Annotated in this window: 12 protein-coding genes and 1 pseudogene; 10 read left to right on the top strand and 3 right to left on the bottom strand. The window is 72.6% G+C overall.

Annotated elements, in window-relative coordinates:
* Positions 1-619: 619 nt before the first annotated feature.
* On the bottom strand, positions 620-1,825 hold the full coding sequence (locus tag MQN93_RS23800) for a cysteine desulfurase-like protein (RefSeq protein WP_242711186.1): 1,206 nt from the start codon (positions 1,823-1,825) through the stop codon (positions 620-622).
* Positions 1,826-2,067: 242 nt separating this feature from the next.
* Between MQN93_RS23800 and MQN93_RS23795 the strand changes: the two genes are divergently transcribed.
* The 8 genes and pseudogenes from MQN93_RS23795 (at position 2,068) to MQN93_RS23760 (ending at position 17,518) form a co-directional block, all read left to right on the top strand.
* The gene (locus tag MQN93_RS23795) at positions 2,068-3,489 is read left to right on the top strand and encodes a hypothetical protein (RefSeq protein WP_242711185.1); all 1,422 of its coding nucleotides are present in this window, start codon (positions 2,068-2,070) and stop codon (positions 3,487-3,489) included.
* A 108-nt stretch (positions 3,490-3,597) separates the two neighbouring features.
* A pseudogene (locus tag MQN93_RS23790) lies at positions 3,598-4,829 on the top strand (AAA family ATPase).
* Positions 4,826-6,112, top strand: coding sequence for a vWA domain-containing protein (locus tag MQN93_RS23785; RefSeq protein WP_372504444.1), 1,287 nt, complete (start codon positions 4,826-4,828; stop codon positions 6,110-6,112). The pseudogene MQN93_RS23790 and the gene MQN93_RS23785 overlap by 4 nt, the downstream one beginning before the upstream one ends.
* A gap of 123 nt (positions 6,113-6,235) precedes the next feature.
* Positions 6,236-6,619 (top strand): hypothetical protein, encoded by a 384-nt coding sequence (locus tag MQN93_RS23780; RefSeq protein ID WP_016433741.1) that lies wholly within the window; start codon positions 6,236-6,238, stop codon positions 6,617-6,619.
* A gap of 48 nt (positions 6,620-6,667) precedes the next feature.
* Positions 6,668-6,871, top strand: coding sequence for a hypothetical protein (locus tag MQN93_RS43980; protein ID WP_278191095.1), 204 nt, complete (start codon positions 6,668-6,670; stop codon positions 6,869-6,871).
* A 184-nt stretch (positions 6,872-7,055) separates the two neighbouring features.
* Complete coding sequence (locus MQN93_RS23770; RefSeq protein ID WP_242711184.1) at positions 7,056-15,368, top strand: type I polyketide synthase; 8,313 nt, start codon at positions 7,056-7,058, stop codon at positions 15,366-15,368.
* Positions 15,365-16,867 carry a tryptophan 7-halogenase gene (locus MQN93_RS23765; protein WP_242711183.1) on the top strand — a complete coding sequence of 501 codons (1,503 nt, stop codon included), beginning with the start codon at positions 15,365-15,367 and terminating at the stop codon, positions 16,865-16,867. The genes MQN93_RS23770 and MQN93_RS23765 overlap by 4 nt, the downstream gene beginning before the upstream one ends.
* Before the next feature lie 30 nt (positions 16,868-16,897).
* Positions 16,898-17,518 carry a hypothetical protein gene (locus MQN93_RS23760; protein WP_242711182.1) on the top strand — a complete coding sequence of 207 codons (621 nt, stop codon included), beginning with the start codon at positions 16,898-16,900 and terminating at the stop codon, positions 17,516-17,518.
* 29 nt (positions 17,519-17,547) lie between these two features.
* Here MQN93_RS23760 and MQN93_RS23755 read toward each other — a convergent pair whose 3' ends face one another.
* A complete protein-coding gene (locus MQN93_RS23755; RefSeq protein WP_242711181.1) occupies positions 17,548-17,946 on the bottom strand; it encodes a VOC family protein in 399 nt (132 codons plus the stop codon).
* A gap of 92 nt (positions 17,947-18,038) precedes the next feature.
* Between MQN93_RS23755 and MQN93_RS23750 the strand changes: the two genes are divergently transcribed.
* Positions 18,039-19,031: a helix-turn-helix transcriptional regulator gene (locus tag MQN93_RS23750; RefSeq protein ID WP_242711180.1), complete on the top strand. Its 993-nt coding sequence runs from the start codon at positions 18,039-18,041 to the stop codon at positions 19,029-19,031.
* Positions 19,032-19,076: 45 nt separating this feature from the next.
* Here MQN93_RS23750 and MQN93_RS23745 read toward each other — a convergent pair whose 3' ends face one another.
* Complete coding sequence (locus MQN93_RS23745; protein WP_016433748.1) at positions 19,077-20,252, bottom strand: cytochrome P450; 1,176 nt, start codon at positions 20,250-20,252, stop codon at positions 19,077-19,079.
* A 120-nt stretch (positions 20,253-20,372) separates the two neighbouring features.
* Between MQN93_RS23745 and MQN93_RS23740 the strand changes: the two genes are divergently transcribed.
* Positions 20,373-21,443: a right-handed parallel beta-helix repeat-containing protein gene (locus MQN93_RS23740; RefSeq protein ID WP_242711179.1), complete on the top strand. Its 1,071-nt coding sequence runs from the start codon at positions 20,373-20,375 to the stop codon at positions 21,441-21,443.
* Positions 21,444-21,499: the final 56 nt, after the last annotated feature.

Here is a 21,499-nt window from a genome sequence, read left to right as displayed (position 1 = left end):
GCCACGCACCGACCACAGGCCACGGGCCACACCCGAGCCCACCATCCGGGCCTGGGCCCCGCCCTCGGCTCGCTCAAGCTGACCCGAGGCCACACACCACGAGCCTCCGGCTCCCGGCACGCCGATACCGCGTCGGCCAGCGATTCGCCGGGGGCGATCTCGAACGTCGCGCGCCCGAAGCCGAAGCACACCCCAACCGCAGCCATGGCAGCACGCGCCAGCTCACCAGATTGGGGGCGGCGAACCCACCACGGACCGACCACAGGTCAAAGCCAAGCCCCCGGCATCTGGACCTAAGCCCGGCCCACGGCTCACTCACGCTGACCCGAGACCACTCACCACGAGCCTCCGGCTCCGGCACACCGATACCGCCTCAGCCGAGCCACTCGCCGGGTGCGATCTCGAACGTCACGTGCCGAAGGCGAAGCACACTCCAGCGGAGGGCAGCCGCCGCGGCAGCACGCGCCGGCTCACCAGGATGGCGGCGGCGAGTCCGATCGACACTGGCCTTCCGCTCCCGGCACACCGGCCCCAGGCCGGCCGAGCCGTCCGCCGTGTGCGGCGCCGACATGCCAAGCGCCCGAAGGTGAGTCAAGCCCCGGCGGCAGCCCCGTCCGGTTCAGGGTGTGAGGAACTCCGACAGGCCGGTCAGCAGTCGGTCGACGTCCTCTGTGCTGTTGTAGGGCGCAAGGCCGATGCGTAGGCCGCCGGTGTCGCCGAGGCCGAGGTGGCGGGAGGTTTCGAGGGCGTAGAACGATCCTGCGGGGGCGTGGACGCCGCGTTGTGCGAGGAAGGCGTACGCGTCCGTCGTGGAGTGGTGGTCGAACGTCAGCAGGAGCGTGGGGGTGCGGTCGGCCGCGTGGGAGTGGATCGTGATGCCGTCGAGGGCGGACAGGCCCTTGTCGAGCTGGTTGCGCAGGACGTCCTCGTGTCCTTCGAGCGCCGTGAACGCCGCGTTCAGGCGCTCCCGGCGCGTTCCCGTGGCGTCCGGGTCGAGCCCGGCGAGGAAGTCGACCGCAGCGGTGGTGCCCGCGAGGAACTCGTAGGGCAGCGTGCCGAGTTCGAAGCGCTCGGGGACCTCGTCGGTGGAGGGCAGGAGCTTGTCCGGCCGCAGGGTGTGCAGCAACTCCGGCCGGGCGGCGAGGACTCCGTGGTGCGGGCCGAGGAACTTGTAGGCGGAGCAGACGAAGAAGTCCGCGCCGAGCTGCTCCAGGTCGACCAGGGAGTGCGCGGCGTAGTGGACTCCGTCGACGTAGCAGAGCGCCCCCACCCCGTGCGCCAGGCGGGCGATCTCCGGGACCGCGGGCCGGGTGCCGATGAGGTTGGAGGCGGCGGTGACGGCGACGATCCGGGTGCGCTCGGACAGCACGGCGCGAATGTCGTCGGGGGTCAACTCCCCTGTGGTGGGGTCGAATTCGGCCCAGCGCACGATGGCACCGACCTGTTCGGCGGCTTGCACCCAGGGGCGGATGTTGGCGTCGTGGTCGAGGCGGGTGACGATCACCTCGTCGCCGGGCCGCCAGGTCTTGGCGAGGGTGCGGGAGAAGTCGTAGGTGAACTGGGTGGCGCTCCGGCCGAACACGACCCCCGTGGGGTCCGCGCCCAGCAGATCCGCCATGGCCCGGCGGGCCCCGGTGACGATGGCGTCGGCGTTGCGCTCCCCCGGCGCGATCCGTCCACGGTTCGACAGTGGCCGGGACATCGCGTCGGCGATGGCGCGGATCACGGGCTGCGGGGTCTGGGTACCGCCCGGGCCGTCGAAGTGCGCCGTTCCGGCTGCGAGCGCGGGGAACTGGGAGCGGATGGCGGTGATGTCATACGTCACGGAAGAGCTCCTGTCGCTACCTGTCGCTGCCTGTCGCTACCGGGCCGGCTCAACGATCCTCCGCGATCATCGCCGAAGGTGGCAACCACCCGTCGGAGTGCGCGACCTACATCGGCGTCGGCGTCGGCGTCGTCCTGATCGAAAATGTCTGGCGGTTCGAGCACGGGTGGGGTTAGTCTCGCGGCGATGACTACTCACTCTGCTGTCAGATTGGGGGTCCCGTCCGCGCCAGGTGAGTGCTGATGGCCACCCACACCGCGAACGGGAATTCCTCCCACTCCTTCTGGCCGCGCGTGCGCCAGTTCGCCGTGCCGCCCTCCATGATCGAGACCGCGACCGCCCGCCGCCGCGTCGGTGACTGGGCAGGTGCGTGCGCCGCTGCGGGCATGGACGTGGACCTGAGTCTGCGTTCTCTGGCACGCAGCCACGGCCGGCATCTGGCGGACCAAGTCCGTTCCGACCTACGGCAGTTGGCGCCCGACCTGCTGCGCTGGCACATGCCGAGGATCGCTCCCGACGGGTTGCTGCGACCGGGGCTGACGATCTCCCTGGCCCGCTACGACGCCGCGGAGCGGGACGGACCGGCCCCGCTGCACCTCGTGGTCCGGACACCGCCGGCCTGGGCGGACGCCGGGCAGCGGATCAGCCTCGGCCTGTGGGACGGCACCCACTCCGAGTCGGCCGCCCGTCGCCATCCGCATCCTCATCCCAGTCGCCGCTTCCGTCTCGACCTGCACCGGCATCTGTGGGACGCGAGCCGGGCCGACGAGTTGCGCTCACGGTCAGGCGTCGATCGGCCGGTCGGCTCCGAACACCCCGCGCTGGACCAGGAGTTGCTGGAGACAGTGCCGCACCGGGATCACTGCGCCCTGGACCGCTGGGCCGCCGAGGCGAGGATCGTGCTCCGCGCCGAGGGAAAGCAGGAGACGGGCGGTTCCGTTCTCGTACGGCTCGGAGGTCGCCATCGGCTGGTCCTGGACGTTTCGGCCGCGGGGCAGGCACCCGTCGTACGACTCGTACGGCTCACGGACCGCGCCAAGTCCCCGCGGGAGCACGGCTCTTCGCTGCCGGTGCTCCCCGATGCGGCGACCTGGGTTCCGCCCGACGTGGAACTACTGCGCACCGGTGCGATCGAGGCCGGCCGGCTGCATCCGCTGGTCGCCGCCGCGCTCGTACCGGACCACTCCCCCGGACCGGCCGGTTCTGCCCAACTGCCCGACCACCCACACCTGGTGGAGTGCCGTGGCGCCCGGCACCGCATCGGCCTGGTCGACGGCGTGCTCGCCCCGCTGGACCACGATCGGGACGAGATCCGACGGGAGGAGCTGCTGGTCGCGCTGACCGGTACGCCGCTGCCCTGTCTGCGCGCGATCGACGAGGCGCACCGGCGTCCGCACTGTCTCACCGGTGTCCGCGAACGCCTCGACCACGGCGACATCGCCGGTGCCCTGACCGTGGTGGAGGGCCTGCTCGGCCCCGAAGCGGTGCTGCGCGACGGCCCGTTGCGCACCGAGCTCGAAGCCGCCGCGCAACGACGCATCACCTACGGCCTGTTCCGGGCGGGCCTGATCGGCACCGCCCCCGGGCCGGCGCGTTCACGTCCGGACCAGCCCCGCCGCAGCCAGGCCCACCGCACACATCCGCGCCACGCCTCCCACCGCTGAACCAGTCCCACCGCTGAACCAGCACGCAACTCAACGACCACTCAACGGGCGCTGTCCTCACGCCGCCCCACCTTCCACCCGTCGTCCACTTACCCACGGTGATCAACCATGCCTGCACACACCCACCCCGCCGCCTCCCAACTCGACGTAGCCGCCGACCTGTTGACCCTGCTACGGAACACCACCACCGAACCCCGCCCCGACATCCAGCTGGAGGCCCTGACTCTGGCCGTGGCGGCCGACCTGCCGGTGCTGCTGTGGGGAGAGCCGGGGATCGGCAAGACAGCGGCCCTGACCCAGCTCGCCGAGGCCCTGGACCTCCCGCTGACCACGGTGATCGCGAGCGTGCACGAGCCGTCCGACTTCGCGGGGCTGCCCGTCGTAGGAGACGACCCGGCGGAGCAGGGGGTCCCGATGGCCCCGCCGGACTGGGCGGTTCGGCTGGTGCGGGCCGGGCGGGGGCTGCTGTTCCTGGACGAGCTGTCGACCGCGCCGCCCGCCGTGCAGGCCGCGCTGCTGCGTCTGGTGCTGGAGCGGCGGATCGGCGCCCTGCGGCTGCCGCCCGGCGTGCGCATCGTGGCCGCCGCCAACCCCCGGTCCTCGGCGGCCGACGGCTGGGAGCTGAGCCCGCCGCTGGCCAACCGGTTCGTCCATCTGCAGTGGACCCACGACCACGAGGTCGTCGTACGCGGACTCGGCGGCATCTGGCCGCGCGCCGCGCTGCCCCGTCTCTCCCCCGAGAAGCTGCCGGAGGCGGTGGAGTTCGCCCGTCGCGCCGTGTGTGCGTTGCTCACCGCGCGCCCCAAGCTCGTGCATCAGCTGCCCACCAGCGAGACCCGCCGCGGCGGTCCCTGGCCCTCGCCCCGGAGCTGGGAGATGACCCTGAGTCTGATCGCCTTCGCGACCGCGGCCGGTTCCTCCCGGGACGTGCTCGCCCTGCTGGTACGGGGCACCGTGGGCGACGGACCAGGGCTCGAACTCCTCGCCGGTCTGGACCGGTTGGACCTGCCCGACCCGGAGGTCCTGCTCGCCGATCCGACGGCTGCCGAGCTGCCCGAACGGGGCGATCTGCGCCAGGCGGTGCTCGACGGCGTGGTGGCCGCGGTCCGCAACCGGCCCGAGAAGTCCCGCTGGGACGCGGCGTGGGCGCTCCTGGTCCACGCCCTGGAGACCGGGGCCCGGACCTGGTGGTCGTCCCGGCGACCACACTCGCCACCCTGCGGCGCGAGGACTGGGACGTACCGGCGGCGATCGAGCAACTCGCCGGGGTGGTCTCCGTGTCCCGACGGGCGGACCGCGTGGCGGCCCGTGCGGCACTCCCCACAAAGGCGGGGCGATGACGACGGACGTAACCGGGACAGTGGCCGTGACACGCGAGCATGACCTGCTCACAACGACACCGGCCGTCAGCGCACTCGACCTGAACAAACTCTTCGCCGCCCGCCTCTACGCCGCCCGCGCCCGGCCCTATCTGGCGACCGCGCTGTTCGCCCTGCACACCGTCGAGTCGCGGCAGGTGCCGACGATGGCCGTCGACCGGTACTGGCGGTGCTATGTCTCGCCGGCGTTCGTGGACCGCATGCCGGTGGAGGAGTTGGCGGGCGTATGGGTGCACGAGGTGTCGCATCTGCTGCGCGACCACCACGGGCGCAGCGAACGCGTCGCCCGCGAGCGCGGGCTGACCGGCCCCGGGGAGCGACTGCGGATGAACATCGCCGCGGACTGCGAGATCAACGACGACATCTACGGCGACGGACTGGCCCGGCCCGAGGGTGCGGTGCGTCCGGCCACGCTGGGGCTGTCCGAGGGGCAGCTGATGGAGGACTATCTGCGGCAGTTCACGCTGGGCGCGCGGACGCAGAGCATGGCCTGGCTGGACTGCGGCAGCGGCGCCGACGGGCTGGAGCGGGAGTGGGAGTTCGGTCCGGACGGCGCGCACGGGCTGACGGCGCAGGAGCGGGACGCCGTGCGGTTCCGGGTGGCGGAAGGTCTCAGGGGCCGTCCGGGGCACGCCCCGCAGGGGTGGAAGCGGTGGGCCGAGGAGGCGTTCCATCCGCCGCAGCCGTGGCGGGAGCTACTGGGAGCGGCGGTCCGCTCGGCGGCCTCGGCCCCGGGCGCGGGCGAGGACTACAGCTACGGTCGGCCCTCGCGGCGCGCGGCCGGGCTGCCCGGTGTCGTGCTGCCGAGTCTGCGGCGCAGACCGCCGGCGGTGTCGGTGATCATCGACACGTCCGGTTCGGTCAGCGATGCGGAGCTGGGCAGCGCGCTGCTGGAGGTCGCCGCCATCGCCCGTGCCGTGGGCGGCCGACGCGACCTGGTCACCGTGGTGCCGTGCGACGCGGCGGCGCGGATCGCGCATCCGCTGTGCCGGGCCGAGGGGATTGTGCTGCTGGGCGGTGGCGGCACGGATCTGCGCACGGGATACGCCAAGGCGCTGCGCACCCGTCCGCGCCCCGATGTCGTCGTCGTCCTGACCGACGGACAGACCCCGTGGCCGTCCGCACGACCCGCGTGCCGGACGGTGGTGGGCCTGTTCCCCCGGTCGCCGGCCTGGGACGAGGACGACCCCGACCACGTGCCGACGGCGCCGCCCGCCTGGGCACGCGTGGTGGAGATCGGGTAGCCGCCCGACCCTCCCGGATTTGAGCAATTTGCAGAACAGGTGACCATTTCGCGGACACCCCGGGGAACCTGTAACACGGCAACGGGTCGCGCGCGCTGACATACAGGCACAGTGACGCGTCAGATGGGAAATCCAGTGAGCAATTTCGACCCGGCGCCGGGATACCAGAGCTACGACCACCCTCCGGAGTACCCGCACCACCCGCACCGCAACGAGCGCAGAGACCCTGGCAGCGGCACCCGCAGGGCGGCCCTGATCATTCACACGATCGCCGACGTCGCGGCCGCCTTCCTGGGCCTGTGGATCGTGCTCTACCTGCTCGAAGCCAACCGGGACAATGTTTTCGTGGAGTTCGTGCACTCCGTGGCCGACGCACTGGCCTGGTGGTCACAGGACATTTTCACCATGGACACAGAAGGCCTTCGCGTTCTCCTCAATTTCGGTCTTCCAGCGCTGATTTATCTCGCGGTCGGCCATGGCATCTCGGTGCGGCTCAGCCGCGCCTGACCGTAATTCCTCCAATGGCTCGCGCCACATGATTGAGGTCCTGAGAAAGTGACACCCGAATCCAGCGGACACGAACATCTGCCGGTCTACGAGAGCCTGCTCCGTGAGCGGGGTGATGTCGTGGCGGAAGCCCGCGTGGCGGCCGAGCACATGCAGCACCAGGCGCCGCAGCCGCCCGGCGGCCACGACCAGGTTCCGGCGGCACCCCACCATCAGCAGCACCGGCCGGGGCCCCACCACCCCCATCAGTGAGGCGTCCGCAGGGGCGGACCGCCGGCTCCGGGCCGGCTGCCCCTGCGGAACGCACCGGCGCCCTTGCGCCACGCCTCCCGAATCTTCGATCTCCGGGCCCCTCGCCCCGTAGGCTCAACCCTGTTGGCCTGCAAGGAGGTTGAAAGTCGACCGTGCCGCGGCACCGGTCGGAGGGGGCGGGGAGATGACGTACGAGCAGCTGATCCGGCCGCTGCCGGAGCTGCTGAAGGAGCACGCGGAGCGGTCGCCGTCCCGGGTGGCGTACGCCGACGACGCGCGCGCCGTAACCTACGAGGAGCTGGAGCGGCGCACCGCGCGCCTGGCCGCGTACCTGGCCCGCACGGGCCTGCGGCGCGGCGACCGGGTCGCGATCCTCCTCGGCAACGGTGTGGAGACGGTGGAGGTCCTGCTGGCCGTCCTGCGGGCGGGCGCGGTCGGGGTGCCGCTCAACCCCCGCTCGTCCGAGGCCGAGACGGCCCACTTCCTCCAGGACAGTGGTGCCTCGGTCCTCGTCACCGACCCCGCGCACCTGGCCCGGCCGCACCGCCTCGGCCCAGCGCCCGGCGGTCCGCGCATCCTGCTCGCCGGCACGGGCCCCGTTCCGCCGAACGCGCCGGACGGCACGGTCCTCCTGCGATCCGCCACCGATGAACCCGATGAACCCGACAAACCCCACGGGCAGCCCCGGGACGATCTCGGGCTCGATGAGCCGGCCTGGATGCTCTACACCTCGGGCACCACGCACCGCCCCAAGGGCGTGGTCTCCACGCAGCGTGCCGCGCTGTGGTCGACGGCGGCCTGCTACGCCCCGCTGTTCGGGCTCTCCCCGCAGGACCGGCTGCTGTGGCCGCTGCCGCTGTTCCACAGCTTCGCGCACTCGCTCGCCGTCCTGGGCGTCACCGCCGTCGGTGCGAGCGCCCGGATCATGCCCGAACTCCACGCGCCCGGCGCCCTGTTGGCCGAGCTGCGCACACCTCACCCGGCCTTGGACGGTCCCTACACGATGCTGGCAGGGGTGCCCGCGACCTATCACCAGCTGACGTCCTCGGCCGCGGCTTCGGACCCGTCTGCCCCGCCCGGCCTGCGGGTCTGCGTGGTGGCGGGCGCGCCGAGCGGGGCGGTCCTGCGCGGCTCGGTGGAGGCCTTGCTCGGAGCGCCGCTGCTGGACGCGTACGGCAGCACCGAGACCTGCGGCATGATCGCGGCGAACCGTCCGGACGGGCCGCGCGTCGACGGCTCCTGCGGGCCACCGGTCCCGGGCATGCGGGTGCGCGTCGTCGACCCCGTCTCGGGCGCCGACACCGCGGACGGCGACGAGGGCGAGATCTGGGTGCGCGGTCCGAGCCTCATGACCGGCTACCACAACCGGCCCGAGGAGACCGCGGCCGCACTGCGGGACGGCTGGTACCGCACCGGTGACCTCGGCCGCCGCGTCGAGCACGGTCATCTCGCCCTCACCGGCCGGGTCAGCGAGCTGATCATCCGCGGCGGCGAGAACATCCACCCCACGGAGATCGAGCAGGCCCTGCTGCAGTGCCCCGGCGTACGGGACGCGGTGGTGGTCGGCGTCCCGCACGCCGTGCTGGGCGAGGTCCCGGTCGCCTACGTCGTACCGGGCCCGGAGGGCTTCGAGCCCCGGCGTGTCCTGGACGCGTGCCGCGCACGGCTGGCCGCGTACAAGCTGCCGGCCGAGATCCGGGAGATCGCGGCGGTCCCGCGCACCGCGTCCGGCAAGATCGCCCGCCATGCGGTCGTGGCCGGGCCCGTGCCCGAACCGGACCGCCGTCCCGCGGACACCGACGGCTCGCTGCGGCAGCGGCTGCTGGCCCTGCCGCCCCGGTACCGGGAGCGCGCGCTGCTGGAGGCGGTGCTCGCCGAGACGGCCTCCGCCTGCGGCGGCGTGGCGGACGAACCGCCGGACGCCGACAGCCCCTTCACCGATCTCGGGCTGACGTCCGTGGGTGCCGTCACCCTGACCGAACGGCTCGGCGAGGCGACCGGACTGCGACTGCCGTCGACGCTGATCTTCGATCACCCCACGCCCGCGGCGCTGGCCCGGCAGGTGCACCGCATGCTCTTCGTCCCGCAGGCCGCCGCCCCGCACCTCGGCGCGAACGACGGTGCGAAGGCCGCCATCGACGCCGTCGCGGACGATCCGGTGGTGATCGTCTCGATGGCCTGCCGGTATCCGGGCGGCGTCGAATCGCCCGAGGACCTGTGGCAGTTGGTGTCCACGGGCCGGGACGCGATATCGGACTTCCCCACCGACCGCGGCTGGGACCTGGACGCCCTGTACGACCCGGATCCCGACCGGACCGGCACCTCGTACACCCGCAGCGGCGGATTCCTGCACCGGGCCGCGGAGTTCGACGCGGGCCTGTTCGGGATCTCCCCCCGCGAGGCGCTGGCCATGGACCCGCAGCAGCGACTGCTGCTGGAGACCTCGTGGGAGCTGTGGGAGCGCGCGGGTCTCGCCCCGGCGGCGCTGCGCGACAGCGACACGGGGGTCTTCGTGGGCGTGATGCACGGCGACTACTCCGCCCGCCCTGTCGACCCGCACGATCTGGAGGCCCATCTCGCCCTGGGCTCGACGGGCAGCGTGGCCTCCGGCCGGATCTCCTACGTGCACGGCCTGCGCGGCCCCTCCGTCACCCTCGACACCGCCTGCTCCTCCTCGCTGGTGGCGCTGCACTGGGCGGCGAAGTCGCTGCGTTCCGGGGAGAGTTCGCTGGCCGTGGCGGGCGGGGTGACGGTGATGGCGACCCCCAAGGCGTTCACGGCGTTCAGCCGCCAGCGCTCGCTGGCGCCCGACGGCCGCTGCAAGTCCTTCTCGGCGTCGGCGGACGGCACCGCCTGGGCCGAGGGCGTGGGACTGGTACTGCTGGAGCGGCTGTCCGACGCCCGCCGTCACGGCCATCCCGTCCTGGCCGTGCTGCGCGGCTCCGCGGTCAACTCGGACGGCGCGTCCAACGGTCTGACGGCCCCCAACGGCCAGGCCCAACAGCGGCTGATCGCACAGGCGTTGGCCGACGCGGGGCTGCGTCCGGGCGACGTGGACGTGGTGGAGGCGCACGGCACCGGCACCACCCTCGGCGACCCGATCGAGGCGCGCGCCCTGCTGGCCACCTACGGACAGGACAGGCCCGAGGACGGACCTCCGCTGTGGCTGGGCTCGGTCAAGTCCAACCTCGGGCACACCCAGGCGGCGGCCGGTGTCGCCGGGGTCATCAAGATGGTGCAGGCCATGCGGCACGAGGAGTTGCCCCGGACACTGCACGCGCAGACCCCCACGCCCCATGCCGACTGGTCCTCGGGCCGGGTCGAGCTGCTGACCGAGTCCCGCCCCTGGCCCGCGACGGACTCCGCACCGCGCCGTGCCGGTGTCTCGGCCTTCGGCATCGGCGGGACGAACGCGCACGTGATCCTTCAGGAGGCGCCGGCGGTCCCCGAAACCGCGCCGACAAGCCCGGCAGAAGGACTGAGGCGACCTGCCCTCACCGCGGCGGTGGCGCCCTGGCTGCTCTCCGGCGCCGACGAGCAGGCGCTGCGGGCCCAGGCCCGGCGCCTCGCCGACCACTTGGCCACCCGCCCCGGCCTGTCGTCGGCCGACGTCGCCTACTCCCTGGCCGTGTCGCGGTCCGCACTCGCCCACCGTGCGATGGTGCCGGCCGGTGACCGCGCGCACATGACGGCCGCGCTGCGGGCGTTGGCCGACGGCACCGACGGCCCTGGCCCAGTGCTGTCCGTGGCGGACACCGGGCTGCTGCGGACCGTCGCGGACACCGACCTGCGTACGGCCTTCCTGTTCACCGGGCAGGGCGCCCAACGTCCGCGCATGGGCGCGGGGTTGCGTGCGGCGTACCCCGTCTTCGCTGCCGCCTTCGACGAGGTCTGCCGGGAGCTGGACGACCACCTCGACCGGCCGCTGGACGCGGTGCTGTCCGCCGGGCCGGGTGCGCCGGAGGCCGCCCTGCTCGACCGTACGGAGTTCACCCAGGCCGGCTTGTTCGCCTTCGAGGTCGCTCTGGCCCGGCTGCTGGAGTCGTGGGGCGTGCGCCCCGAATTCCTGGCCGGTCACTCCGTGGGCGAACTGACGGCAGCCCACGTCGCCGGGGTGCTCGATCTGCCCGACGCCGCCCGACTCGTCGCGGCGCGCGGCCGGTTGATGCAGGCCCTGCCCGCAGGGGGCGCGATGGTGTCCGTGCACGCGACGGAGGACGAGGTCCACAGGGCGCTCGGCAACGCCGGCGAGCGGGTGTCGATCGCGTCCGTCAACGGGCCGCGCTCGGTGGTGATCTCCGGCCCACGGGAGACGGTGCTCGCCGTCGCGGCCGGGTTCGAGGCACGCGGCCGCAGGACCGTACGTCTACGGGTCGCCCATGCCTTCCACTCACCGCTGATGGAGCCGATGCTCGACGACTTCAGGCGGGTGGCGGAAGGGGTGACGTTCCGGCCACCGCAGATCCCGCTGGTCTCCGCCGTGACGGGCCGGCCGGCCGAGGCCGCGGAGCTGTGTTCCGCGGAGTACTGGGTGGAGCACGTCCGCCGACCGGTGCGGTTCGCGGACGCCGTGCGCTGTCTCCGGGGCCAAGGGGCCTCGGCGTTCCTGGAGGTCGGACCCGGTGCTGGTCTCACCGCCCTGACCGAGGACTGTCTGTCCGACGCCGACGCCGACGCCGACGCCGACTCCGACTCGGGCTCGGGCTCGGGCTCGGGCTCCGGCTCGGGCTCGGGCTCGGGCTCCGGCTCCGGCTCCGGCTCCGGCTCCGGCTCCGGCTCCGGCGAGGCCGTCTCCGTCGCCGCCGTTCGTGGCGGTGAGCCCGAGCCGCAGGCTCTGCTCTCCGCCCTGGGCCGCCTCCATGTGCGCGGGGCGCGCATCGACTGGCCCGCCGTGTTCGCCGGCACCGGTGCCCGACGAGTGGACCTGCCGACGTATGCCTTCCAGCGGCAGCGGTACTGGCTGGAGGCCCTGCGCACCCCGCCGCCCACGACGTCCGCGCACGGCCATCCGGTGCTGGGCCCGGCGTTCGCCGTACCCGACGTCGACCGCACCGTGTTCACCGGTCTGCTCTCCACCGCGGCCCACCCGTGGCTCGCCGACCATGTGGTCGCCGGGAGGGTCGTGGTGCCGTCAACGGTGTTCGCGGAGGCGGCAGTTGCGGCGGGTCGCGAGATCGGCTGTGCCGCACTCGAGGAGCTGGTGGTCCTGACCCCGCTCGCGCTGCCCGCGGCAGCGGACGTTCGCCTCCAGGTCGTCGTGGGCGCGGCGGACGAATCGGGTCGCCGTCCCGTCGACATCCACGCCCGCCCGGACACCCCGGACGCCACCTGGACCCGGCACGTCACGGGCCTGCTCGGCCCGGCCCCCGCCCCTCCCCCACCCCGGGACTCGGCGTGGCCGCCACCGGACGCGTCCCCGATCGACCTCACCGGCGCCTACGACGACCTCGCGGACACCGGGCTCGCGTACGGCCCGGCGTTCCGATGCGTACGTGCGATGTGGCGGCGTGGCGACGACGTGTTCGCGGAAGTCCGGCTGCCCGAGGGCGAGTTGACCTCCGGCGACCGCTTCGGTATTCATCCGGCCCTGCTGGACGCGGCCCTGCACGCAGCCGTCCTCGCGGGATCCGCAGGCTCTGCGGGCTCCACGGACGCGCCCGGCGCGGTACGGGTGCCGTTCACCTGGAACGGATTCCGGCTCCACGGAACGGGAGTCGCGCAGGCGCGGGTGCGCATCACCGTGGGCGGAACGGACAGGATCGCGGTGACCTTGGAGGACCCGGCCGGGTGCCCGTTGGCCGAGGTGGACTCCCTGATCACCCGCGAACTCCCCGCCGGTGATCAGGACTTGCCGAGCCGCGCCCTGTTCCGCCCCGAGTGGACCGAAGCAGCGGGCGAGGACCCTGAGGACACCACGCGCTGGGTCGTCCTGGACGACGCACCGGACCTGCGCGCGTCGCTCCCCGGCCTGCCCGAGGCCGACGTGCCGGAGCCGGACACGGTCGTCGTCACGGCCGTTGCCTCCTCGCCGGACCCCGACCCGCTCACCGACACACATCTGCTGACCGACAAGGTGCTCCGCACGTTGCAGGACTGGCAGGACGATCCGCGGACGGCGGGCTCACGCCTGGTGGTCGTCACACGGGGAGCGACCGCACCGGATCCGGATCCGGCCGGGGCCGCGGTGTGGGGCCTGGTACGCGCGGCGCAGGCGGAACTGCCCGGGCGGATCGTGCTCGTCGACACCGACGGACAGCCCGGCTCGCTACGGCGGCTGCCTGCGGCCGTAGGCGCCGGGGAGCCCCAGATCGCCATCCGGGGCGGGGAGTTGACGGTGCCCGGGTTGGCTGCGGTGACCGCCGAAGATCCGGCAAGCGGCGAAGGTCCGACTCCCGCCTTCCGTGTGGGCGGCACCGTCCTGATCACCGGTGGGACCGGCGCCCTGGGTGCCCTGCTCGCCCGCCACCTGGTGACGTCGTACGGCGTACGCCATCTGCTGCTGATCGGGCGCCGCGGACCCGATGCGCCGGGTGCCGAGGAACTGCGTGCGGAACTGGCGGAGTTGGGCGCCGAGGTGCGGATCGTGGCCTGCGACGCGGCCGACCGCGACGCGCTGGCCCAGGTGATCGACGAGTGCGCGCCCGCCCTGACCGCCGTGGTGCACGCGGCCGGGGTACTGGACGACGGCGTACTGGCGTCCCTGACGCCCGAGCGGATGGCCGCGGTACTGCGTCCGAAGGCCGATGCGGCCTGGCATCTGCACGAGCTGACACGGGAGTTGGACCTGACGGCGTTCGTCCTGTTCTCCTCCGTGTCGGGCCTGCTGGGCCGCGCCGGACAGGGCAACTACGCGGCGGCCAACTCGTTCCTGGACGCTCTGGCCCGCCATCGCGCCCGACTGGGGCTGCCGGCCCTGTCGTTGGCGTGGGGGCCGTGGGACACCGAGGACGGTATGGCGGGCACGCTGCGGCCCAAGGGGGACGCGCTGCGACCGCTGAGCGCGGCGCAGGGTCTGGCCCTGTTCGACGCGGCACTCCGTGCGGACGAACCGGTGCTGGCGCCGGTTCTGCTGGACCGGGCCGTGCTCCGGTCCGGCGGTGAGCAGCTGCCGCCCTTGCTGCGCGGGCTGGTACGCCCCACCGCACCTCGCGACCGCGACGAGGCGGCCGAGAACGCGTCACCTGGTCCGGAGCAGGCGTGGCAGCCGGGAGCCTGGCGCAAGGTGCTGGCCGCGGTACCGTCCGCCCAACGCCGGGAAAAACTGGTGGAGTTGATGAACGCCGACGTGGCGGCCGTACTCGGCTATCCGGACGCCGACGCGCTCCCGCACGGCAGGTCCTTCACCGAGCTGGGTTTCGACTCCCTGATGGCGGTGCAGGTCCGCAACCGGCTCAGCATGGCGCTCCGGCTCCGGCTCCCCGCCGCCATGGTGTTCGAGCATCCGACGGCCGAGGACCTGGCCGCCTTCGTCCTGGACCAGCTCCGGGACGACCTGCCCGAGCAGGAGTCGGACGCCGGGCAGAAGCCGGACACCGGGCCAGTGCCGGATATCGTCCAGGTGCCGGACACCGGGCAGGCGCCGAACCCGGGGCAGCCGCCCCAGCCGTCACGGCCCCCGCAGACCCTGGCCTCGCTCTACCAGCGCGTCTGCGCGACGGGCCACGTGGTCGAGGCGATGCACATGCTGGTCACGGCGTCGTGGGCGGTGCCGACCTTCGAGGCGGCCGACAACCGGCGGCACGCGCTGCCACCGGTGCGCCGCGCGAACGGTTCCGGACGTGGCCCGGTCCTCGTCTTCTTCCCGGGGACCAACCCACCGTTCGGGGCGCCGGGCGGGGAGTTCGCCCGCTTCCACGCCTGTTTCGAGGGCGAGTCGGACGTGTTGGAGTTCCCGCACCCCGGGATCGGCGCGGGCGAGGCCGTGCCGGCCGACCTGGAGGCCCTGGCCGTCACGCACGCCGAGTCGGTGCTGCGGCAGGTGGGCGCAAGGCCGTTCGTGGTCGTCGGGGCCAGCACCGGGGGCGCCGTGGCGCACATCGTGACCCGGCGGCTCGAAGCGATGGGCGCCGCTCCCGCCGGGCAGGTGCTGCTGGACACGTATCTCATCGGCGAGGGCAACGGCGCCACACAGTGGCTGCTGTCCCTTCCTGCCGTGGTGGCACCGCATCTGGGCGGCAACGAGTTCACCGGTGACGAGGACGCCGGGGTCGCGGCGATGGGGGCGTACACCCGTATGTTCCGCGGCTGGCAGCCGGAGCAGGTCGCCGCCCCCACCCTGCTGGTGCGGGCCACCCGGCCGACCCCCGAGATGGCGGAGCACGCCGAACCGGACGAGTGGCGGACCTCCTGGCCGCTGCCGCACACATGTGTCGACGCCCCCGGCGACCACTTCTCGTTCCTTCGGGAACACGCCGGCACCACGGTGGCGGCGGTCCGCACCTGGATCGACTCCCTCACCATCCGGCCGAACGCCCCCGCCCTCGAAGGAGAACGGTGACAGCCGACCGCTGGAAAACAGTGACAGCCGAGGACTTCGACGTGATCGTCGTCGGTGGTGGGCCGGCCGGTGCCACCGCCGCCACCGCCGTGGCCCTGCGCGGCCACCGCGTTCTCCTCCTGGAGCAGCAGACCTTTCCGCGCTACCAGATCGGTGAATCGCTGCTGCCCTCCACCGTGCACGGCGTGTGCCGCATCCTCGGCGTCGAGGACGAGGTCGCCCGCGCGGGCTTCAAGGTGAAGCGGGGCGGCACCTTCCGCTGGGGCCGCAACCGGGACCCCTGGCAGTTCTCCTTCGCACTGTCGCCTCGGCTGGCCGACCCCAGCTCCTTCGCCTACCAGGTCGAACGGTCCACATTCGACGCGATCCTCCTGGACAACGCCCGCCGGGTCGGCGTGGACGTGCGCGAGAACTGCCGGGTCATGGGCGTGCTCGCGGACGAGGAGCGGGTGCGCGGCGTGCGCTGGACCGGCCCCGGCGGCGAGGACCGCGAGGCCCGGGCCCGGTATGTCGTGGACGCCTCCGGCAACGGCAGCAGGATCCATGGCGAGGTCGGCGGCAGCCGGACGTACTCCGACTTCTTCCGCAACATCGCGGTGTTCGGCTACTTCGCCGGCGGTGAACGGCTCCCGGAGCCGAACGACGGCAACATCTTCTGCGCTGCCTTCGAGGAGGGCTGGATCTGGTACATCCCGCTGCGGGACGACCTGACCAGCGTGGGAGCGGTGGTGAGCCGGGAGGCCCCCGCCGGCATCCAGCGCGACCCGGTGGCCGCCTGGCGCCGGCTCGTCGACGCGTGCCCCGAGGTCCGCGAACTCCTGCGCGGCGTCGCGCAGTCCACCGAGGCGCCGTACGACCAGGTCCGGGTGCGCAGGGACTGGTCGTACTGGAAGTCGACGCTGTGGCGGCCCGGCATGGTCCTGGTCGGTGACGCCGCGTGCTTCGTCGACCCGGTGCTCTCCTCCGGTGTGCACCTCGCCACCTACGGCGCCCTGCTCGCGGCCCGGTCGATCAACGGCGGGCTGTCCGGGACGCTGGACGAGGCGCGCCTCTTCGACGAGTTCGAGGTCCGCTACCGCCACGAGTACGGCCTGTTCTACGAGTTCCTCGCCTCCTTCTACGACATGCACCAGGACGAGCGGTCCTACTTCTGGAAGGCGCGCAAGGTCACCAACGTGGGCGCGACCGAACTGGAGGCGTTCGTGGAACTCGTCGGCGGCCTCGCCTCCGGCGACACGGCCTTCGACGGCCTGGAGGAGGCGGGCACCCACCTGGCGAAGGCCGCCACGGAGCTCGACGAGGCCGTCGGCCGGCTCCCGGACTCCGACGGCCTGCGCAACCCCCTCTACGAGTCCGCCGGTTTCCGCCACACCTTCCAGGAGGGCACGATCCTCCAGGAACGCGGCCTGCTGGGCGGCCCGTTGGAGGCCGAGACGCCCCTGCGGCCCGGTGGACTGATCGCCTCGGAGGACGGACTGACCTGGCTCGACGCCAATTGACGGATCAAACGGATCAAGGAGGCGGCTCCGGTGGAGCAACCAGGGCGGGGGCCGGCGCTCTCCACGTACCAACCGGCCCTGCGGGACCGCCTTCTGGCCGCTCCCGTGGTGCCCGCGCCCGAGCCCTGGCGGCCGGTGTTCGCGTACCAGTACGGCGTGCCCGTCGGCGGCCTGCTCGGGATCGGCTTCGCCGCGCATCCCGACAGCGGCCACGACCTGGTGCTGGTCGACTCGACCAGCGGACACGGCCTCTTCGACGCCGTCACGGGAGAGAAGATCGCCCGCGACCGCGATCCGGATCCGGGCCCCGATGACGACACACCTGACGCGTCCGACGGCCTGTCCTGCCCTGGACTGGGTCCGATCGCCGGTAGCAGGGTGCGCGTCGCCGGGCTCTTCGGCGGCTCGCTTCCTGCCGTCACCGACGATGGTTGGGTCCTTGAAGTCGTCGCCCCGGCGTGGCCCAATCATCGGGTCCTGCTGTCCCGGGAGGGCGGGTCGCCTTACGCCGGTTCGCACGGAGAAGGGTGGTGGCACATCTTTCACGCCTCCTACTCCGAGTTCCGGGCCGCCGGCTTCTCCCCCTCCGGACAGACCCTCGCCGTGGCGACGAGCAGCGACCTGTCGCTCTGGACACGCAGACCGGTGTGAGCCGGGCCCGGCTCGGCAGAACCGTCCTCTCAGCCGGCGAACTTGGCGACGGCCGCCGCCGTGACCGGGGTGAAGAAGTTGACGAGGTTGCCGTCGGGGTCGCGGAACAGCAGGGAGCGGTTGCCCCAGGGCATAGTGGTGGGCTTCTGGACGAACTCGGTGACGTGACCGGTCAGGTTCCGGTGCACCTGGTCCACGTCGTCGACGAGGAACTCGACGATCACGCTGTGGTTGTCCGCCGGGCGGGCGGAGCCCGAGGCGAACAGCGGGACGGTGCGGACGCCGGCGATCGCGAGGGTGGCGTGCGCGGTCCTGAGTTCGGCGAAGTCCTCGGTCGCCCATGTCGCCGAGACGCCCGTGGCCCGCTCGTAGAAGTCGACGAGGCGGGCGACATCGCTGGTGATGATGCGGATCGAGACGAAGTCCATGGAGGTCTCCTCGGTTGCTGGAATCGCTGTGCTCCGCACGCTAGGCGAGATAGCGGACAGATTCGGTCCTGTATCGGCGTTAGGCTGCGCGCATGTCCCGACCCACCGGCCGCGTACTGACCCTCCTGGAACTGCTGCAGTCGGGCGGCACCCGGACCGTGGCCGAACTCGCCGAGCGGCTCGGCGTCGAAGGACGCACCGTCCGCCGCTACGTGGGCCATCTCCTCGACCTCGACGTACCAGTGGAATCGGTGCGCGGCCGCTACGGCGGCTACCGGCTCGCGCCCGGATACCGGCTCCCCCCGCTCATGCTCAGCGACGACGAGGCCCTGGCCGTGCTGCTGGGCCTGATCGCCGGCCGCCGCACAGGGCTGACGACGGAGCTCACGGCGAGCGAGACGGCGTCGGCCAAGATCCGGCGCGTGCTGCCCAGGCACACGGCCGGGCGGCTCGACGCGCTCCTGGAGTCTCTCGCCTTCACGGACCGTCCCGGCGACCTCGACACCCCGGACGCCGCCGTCCTGCTCACCCTCGCCGACGCGGTCCGCCACCGCCGACCGGTGTCGATCCGCTACACCGACCGTGCCGGACAGGGCAGCGAACGGACGCTGCACGCGTACGGGATCGTCGCCCACTCCGGCCGGTGGTACGTCACCGGCCAGGACGCCCGGATCGGCGAGGACCGTACGTTCCGGCTGGATCGCATCACCGACGCGAGGGCACTGCCCGGCTCCTTCGAGGCGCCGGCCGGCCCCGATCCGGCGCAACGCATGCTGTCGGGCTTCGCCACGGCCGAGTATCGGCACGAGGTGACTCTGCGGATCCAGGGGACGGTTGACCAGATCCGCGCCCATCTCCCCGCCGGCGTCGCGCACTTGGAGGAGCACGAGCCCGCAGCGGACCAGGACCGGACGGGCGAGCGCTGGCTGCGCGTCGAGCTACGGGTGGAGCGGCTCGACTGGCTGCCTGCCGTACTCGCCTCCCTCGACCGGCCGTTCGTCATCGAGCGTCCGAACGAGCTGCTTGATCTGGTCGTCGCGCTCGCCGAGCGCCTGGCATCCCGCGCCCGCGCGCATCATGCCTGACACCGAGGGACCGAGGAACCGGAAAGCCGCCGAAGGAGTAAGGCGTCAGGCGGGCCGGTCCCACCGCACATGCAGCGTGGGCGGCTTGCGGAAGACCAGTCCCTCCGGGGTCGCGGGGCGCTCCGGGTCGAGGCGCAGTCCCGGGAGCCGCTGCAGGAGCTGGCGGAGGGCGATGCGGGTCTCCAGACGGGCCAGGTGCGCGGCGATGCAGTGGTGCGGGCCGTGGGCGAACGCCAGTTGGAGGCGTGCGTTCGGGCGGCGTACGTCGAACCGGTCGGGGTCGGCGAAGACGGCCGGGTCACGGTTGGCGCCCGCGAGGGAGACGGTGACCGGGTCGCCCTCGCGGATCGCGGCCGGGCCCAGTTCGATGTCGCGGGTGGCGTAGCGGTCGACGACCAGGGCGCCGGGTTCGAGTCGCAGCGACTCCTCGATCGCGCCGTCCAGGAGGTCGAAGTCGGCCTGGACGAGGGCGAGTTGGTCCGGGTGGCGGAGCAGCTGCAGCAGCGCGTTGGTGATCATCGCCTCGGTGGTCTCGATGCCCCCGAACATCATGACCGCGGCGTTGGAGGCCACTTCGGGCGGCTGGAGCCGGTCCGCGGCCGAGACGAGCAGCGAGGAGCTGTGCCGGTCGGCGATGGTGCCCTCGACGGCGGTCCGCAACTGCGCGTACGCCGCGGGGCCCTCGGTGCCCGCGTCCCGTCCGGCGGTGATCTCCGAGACCGACCGGACGATGGTGTCGTACCAGGCGAGGACGGTCTGCGCGGTGGTGCCGACCAGTCCGAGCGCCTCGGTGACCACGGCGACGGCGAGCGGTCCGGCGAAGGCGCGACGCAGTTCGGCGGCGCCCGCCGGTTCCAGCGTGTCGACGAGCCGGCCGGTTTCCCCCTCGATGAACGCGGCGAAGCCGTCGTGCACCTGGCGTGGGCGGAAGGGGGCGTTGAAGGGCTCGCGGTGGCGGGTGTGCTGCTCGCCGTCCAGGGACAGCATGCTCGGCCCGACGACCTGCGCGGTGGAGAAGCGGGGGTCGTCGACGGTGAAGGTGCGGGCGTCCCGCATCACGTCGAGCGCCAGGTCGCGGCGGGTCACCAGCCAGCCGCCCAGTTCGGGCAGCCAGGACACGGGCTCGTGCTCACGCAGCAGGGCGAGCCGCGGGTGCGGGTTCACGGTGAGTTCGGCAAGGGTGGTCGCGGCACCGACCGGGAAGGCCGCGGCGACGCTCATCGTGGGCCCTGGCCGGGCGCGGGGAAACTCATCACACGGAAGCCTACAGCCGGGTCATGACACGCCGCCGGATGGCCCATCCTCCCAGCAACGAGCAGATCCGGTCATAGCGTTCGGAATATGACCAATTACCGCATCGCCTACCTGATGTGTACCGCAGTGGTCGTCGGAACGGGACTTGGTGCCGCTCCCCCGGCCGGTCACCACGACGTTCATGTGGTCTGGCCGGGCCAGTCGATCCAGAAGGCGGTCGACGCTGCCGAGAGCGGCGACACCGTGCTGCTGGCCCCCGGCACCTTCCACGAGAGCGTCAAGGTGACCACGCCCGGGCTGACCCTGCGGGGCATGGGGCGCAGCACGGTGCTCGAACCCGGCACGAAGAAGTCCGCCGAGAAGGCCTCCGAGAGCTGCTCCGAGGGCGGCAACGGCATCTGTGTCGTGGGGACGAAGGACCGCGACCTCCAGGGCGTCACCATCGCCTCCCTGACCGTCACCGGCTTCGCCAGGACCGGCGTGTTCGCCATGGCGACCGACGGACTGACCGTGCGCGACGTGACCGCGGTGAAGAACGGCGTGTGGGGCATCGCCCAGGAGCGCTCGGTGCGGGGCGTGATCCGGGACAACACCGCCAAGGACAACGGCGACGCGGGCGTGTTCCTCGCCAACACCATCAAGGAGGAGGCGGGCGCCTCCGACACCCACGGTACGGTCGTCGACAGCAACCGCCTGGAGGGCAACCGCATCGGCGTCACCGTCCGGCGGCTGCGCAACCTCACCGTGATGCGCAATCACCTCACCGGCAACTGCGCGGGCGTGTTCGTCGTCGGTGACGAGAACAAGCCCAAGACCGGCGCCCTCGCGGTGCGCGACAACTTCGTGGCGCAGAACAACAAGTCGTGCCCGAAGACGGACCGGCTGGACGCGCTGCAGGGCTCCGGCATCGTCGTGACCGGCGCCGAGGACACCGCCGTGACGGGCAACGTGGTCAAGGACAACGCCGGCAAGTCCCCGCTGTCGGGCGGCATCGTGCTGTTCAAGAGCTTCGTGGGCGTCACCAGCGACCGCAACCGCATCACCGGCAACGTGCTCAAGGGCAATGCGCCGGCCGACCTCGTCAACACGGACCCGGGCAAGGACAACACGTTCCAGGGCAACTCCTGCCGCGCGTCCAAGCCCGCGGGTCTGTGCTGAACCGGGCTTGTCACCGCGGGTGAACCCGAGCCACCCGCGCATCCGAAAGAACACGA

The sequence above is a fragment of the Streptomyces spinosisporus genome (assembly GCF_022698145.1).
In the GTDB taxonomy this organism is placed as follows: Bacteria; Actinomycetota; Actinomycetes; order Streptomycetales; family Streptomycetaceae; genus Streptomyces; species Streptomyces spinosisporus.
This window is presented reverse-complemented; position numbering and strand designations above follow the sequence as displayed.

Excerpts from the sequence above, each read along its gene's own strand:
- MQN93_RS23795 (WP_242711185.1), top strand. The coding sequence starts at position 2,068 with ATGGCCACCCACACCGCGAACGGGAATTCCTCCCACTCCTTCTGGCCG.
- MQN93_RS23785 (WP_372504444.1), top strand. The coding sequence starts at position 4,826 with ATGACGACGGACGTAACCGGGACAGTGGCCGTGACACGCGAGCATGAC.
- MQN93_RS23780 (WP_016433741.1), top strand. The coding sequence starts at position 6,236 with ATGGGAAATCCAGTGAGCAATTTCGACCCGGCGCCGGGATACCAGAGC.
- MQN93_RS23770 (WP_242711184.1), top strand. The coding sequence starts at position 7,056 with ATGACGTACGAGCAGCTGATCCGGCCGCTGCCGGAGCTGCTGAAGGAG.
- MQN93_RS23755 (WP_242711181.1), bottom strand. The coding sequence starts at position 17,946 with ATGGACTTCGTCTCGATCCGCATCATCACCAGCGATGTCGCCCGCCTC.
- MQN93_RS23750 (WP_242711180.1), top strand. The coding sequence starts at position 18,039 with ATGTCCCGACCCACCGGCCGCGTACTGACCCTCCTGGAACTGCTGCAG.
- MQN93_RS23745 (WP_016433748.1), bottom strand. The coding sequence starts at position 20,252 with ATGAGCGTCGCCGCGGCCTTCCCGGTCGGTGCCGCGACCACCCTTGCC.
- MQN93_RS23740 (WP_242711179.1), top strand. The coding sequence starts at position 20,373 with ATGACCAATTACCGCATCGCCTACCTGATGTGTACCGCAGTGGTCGTC.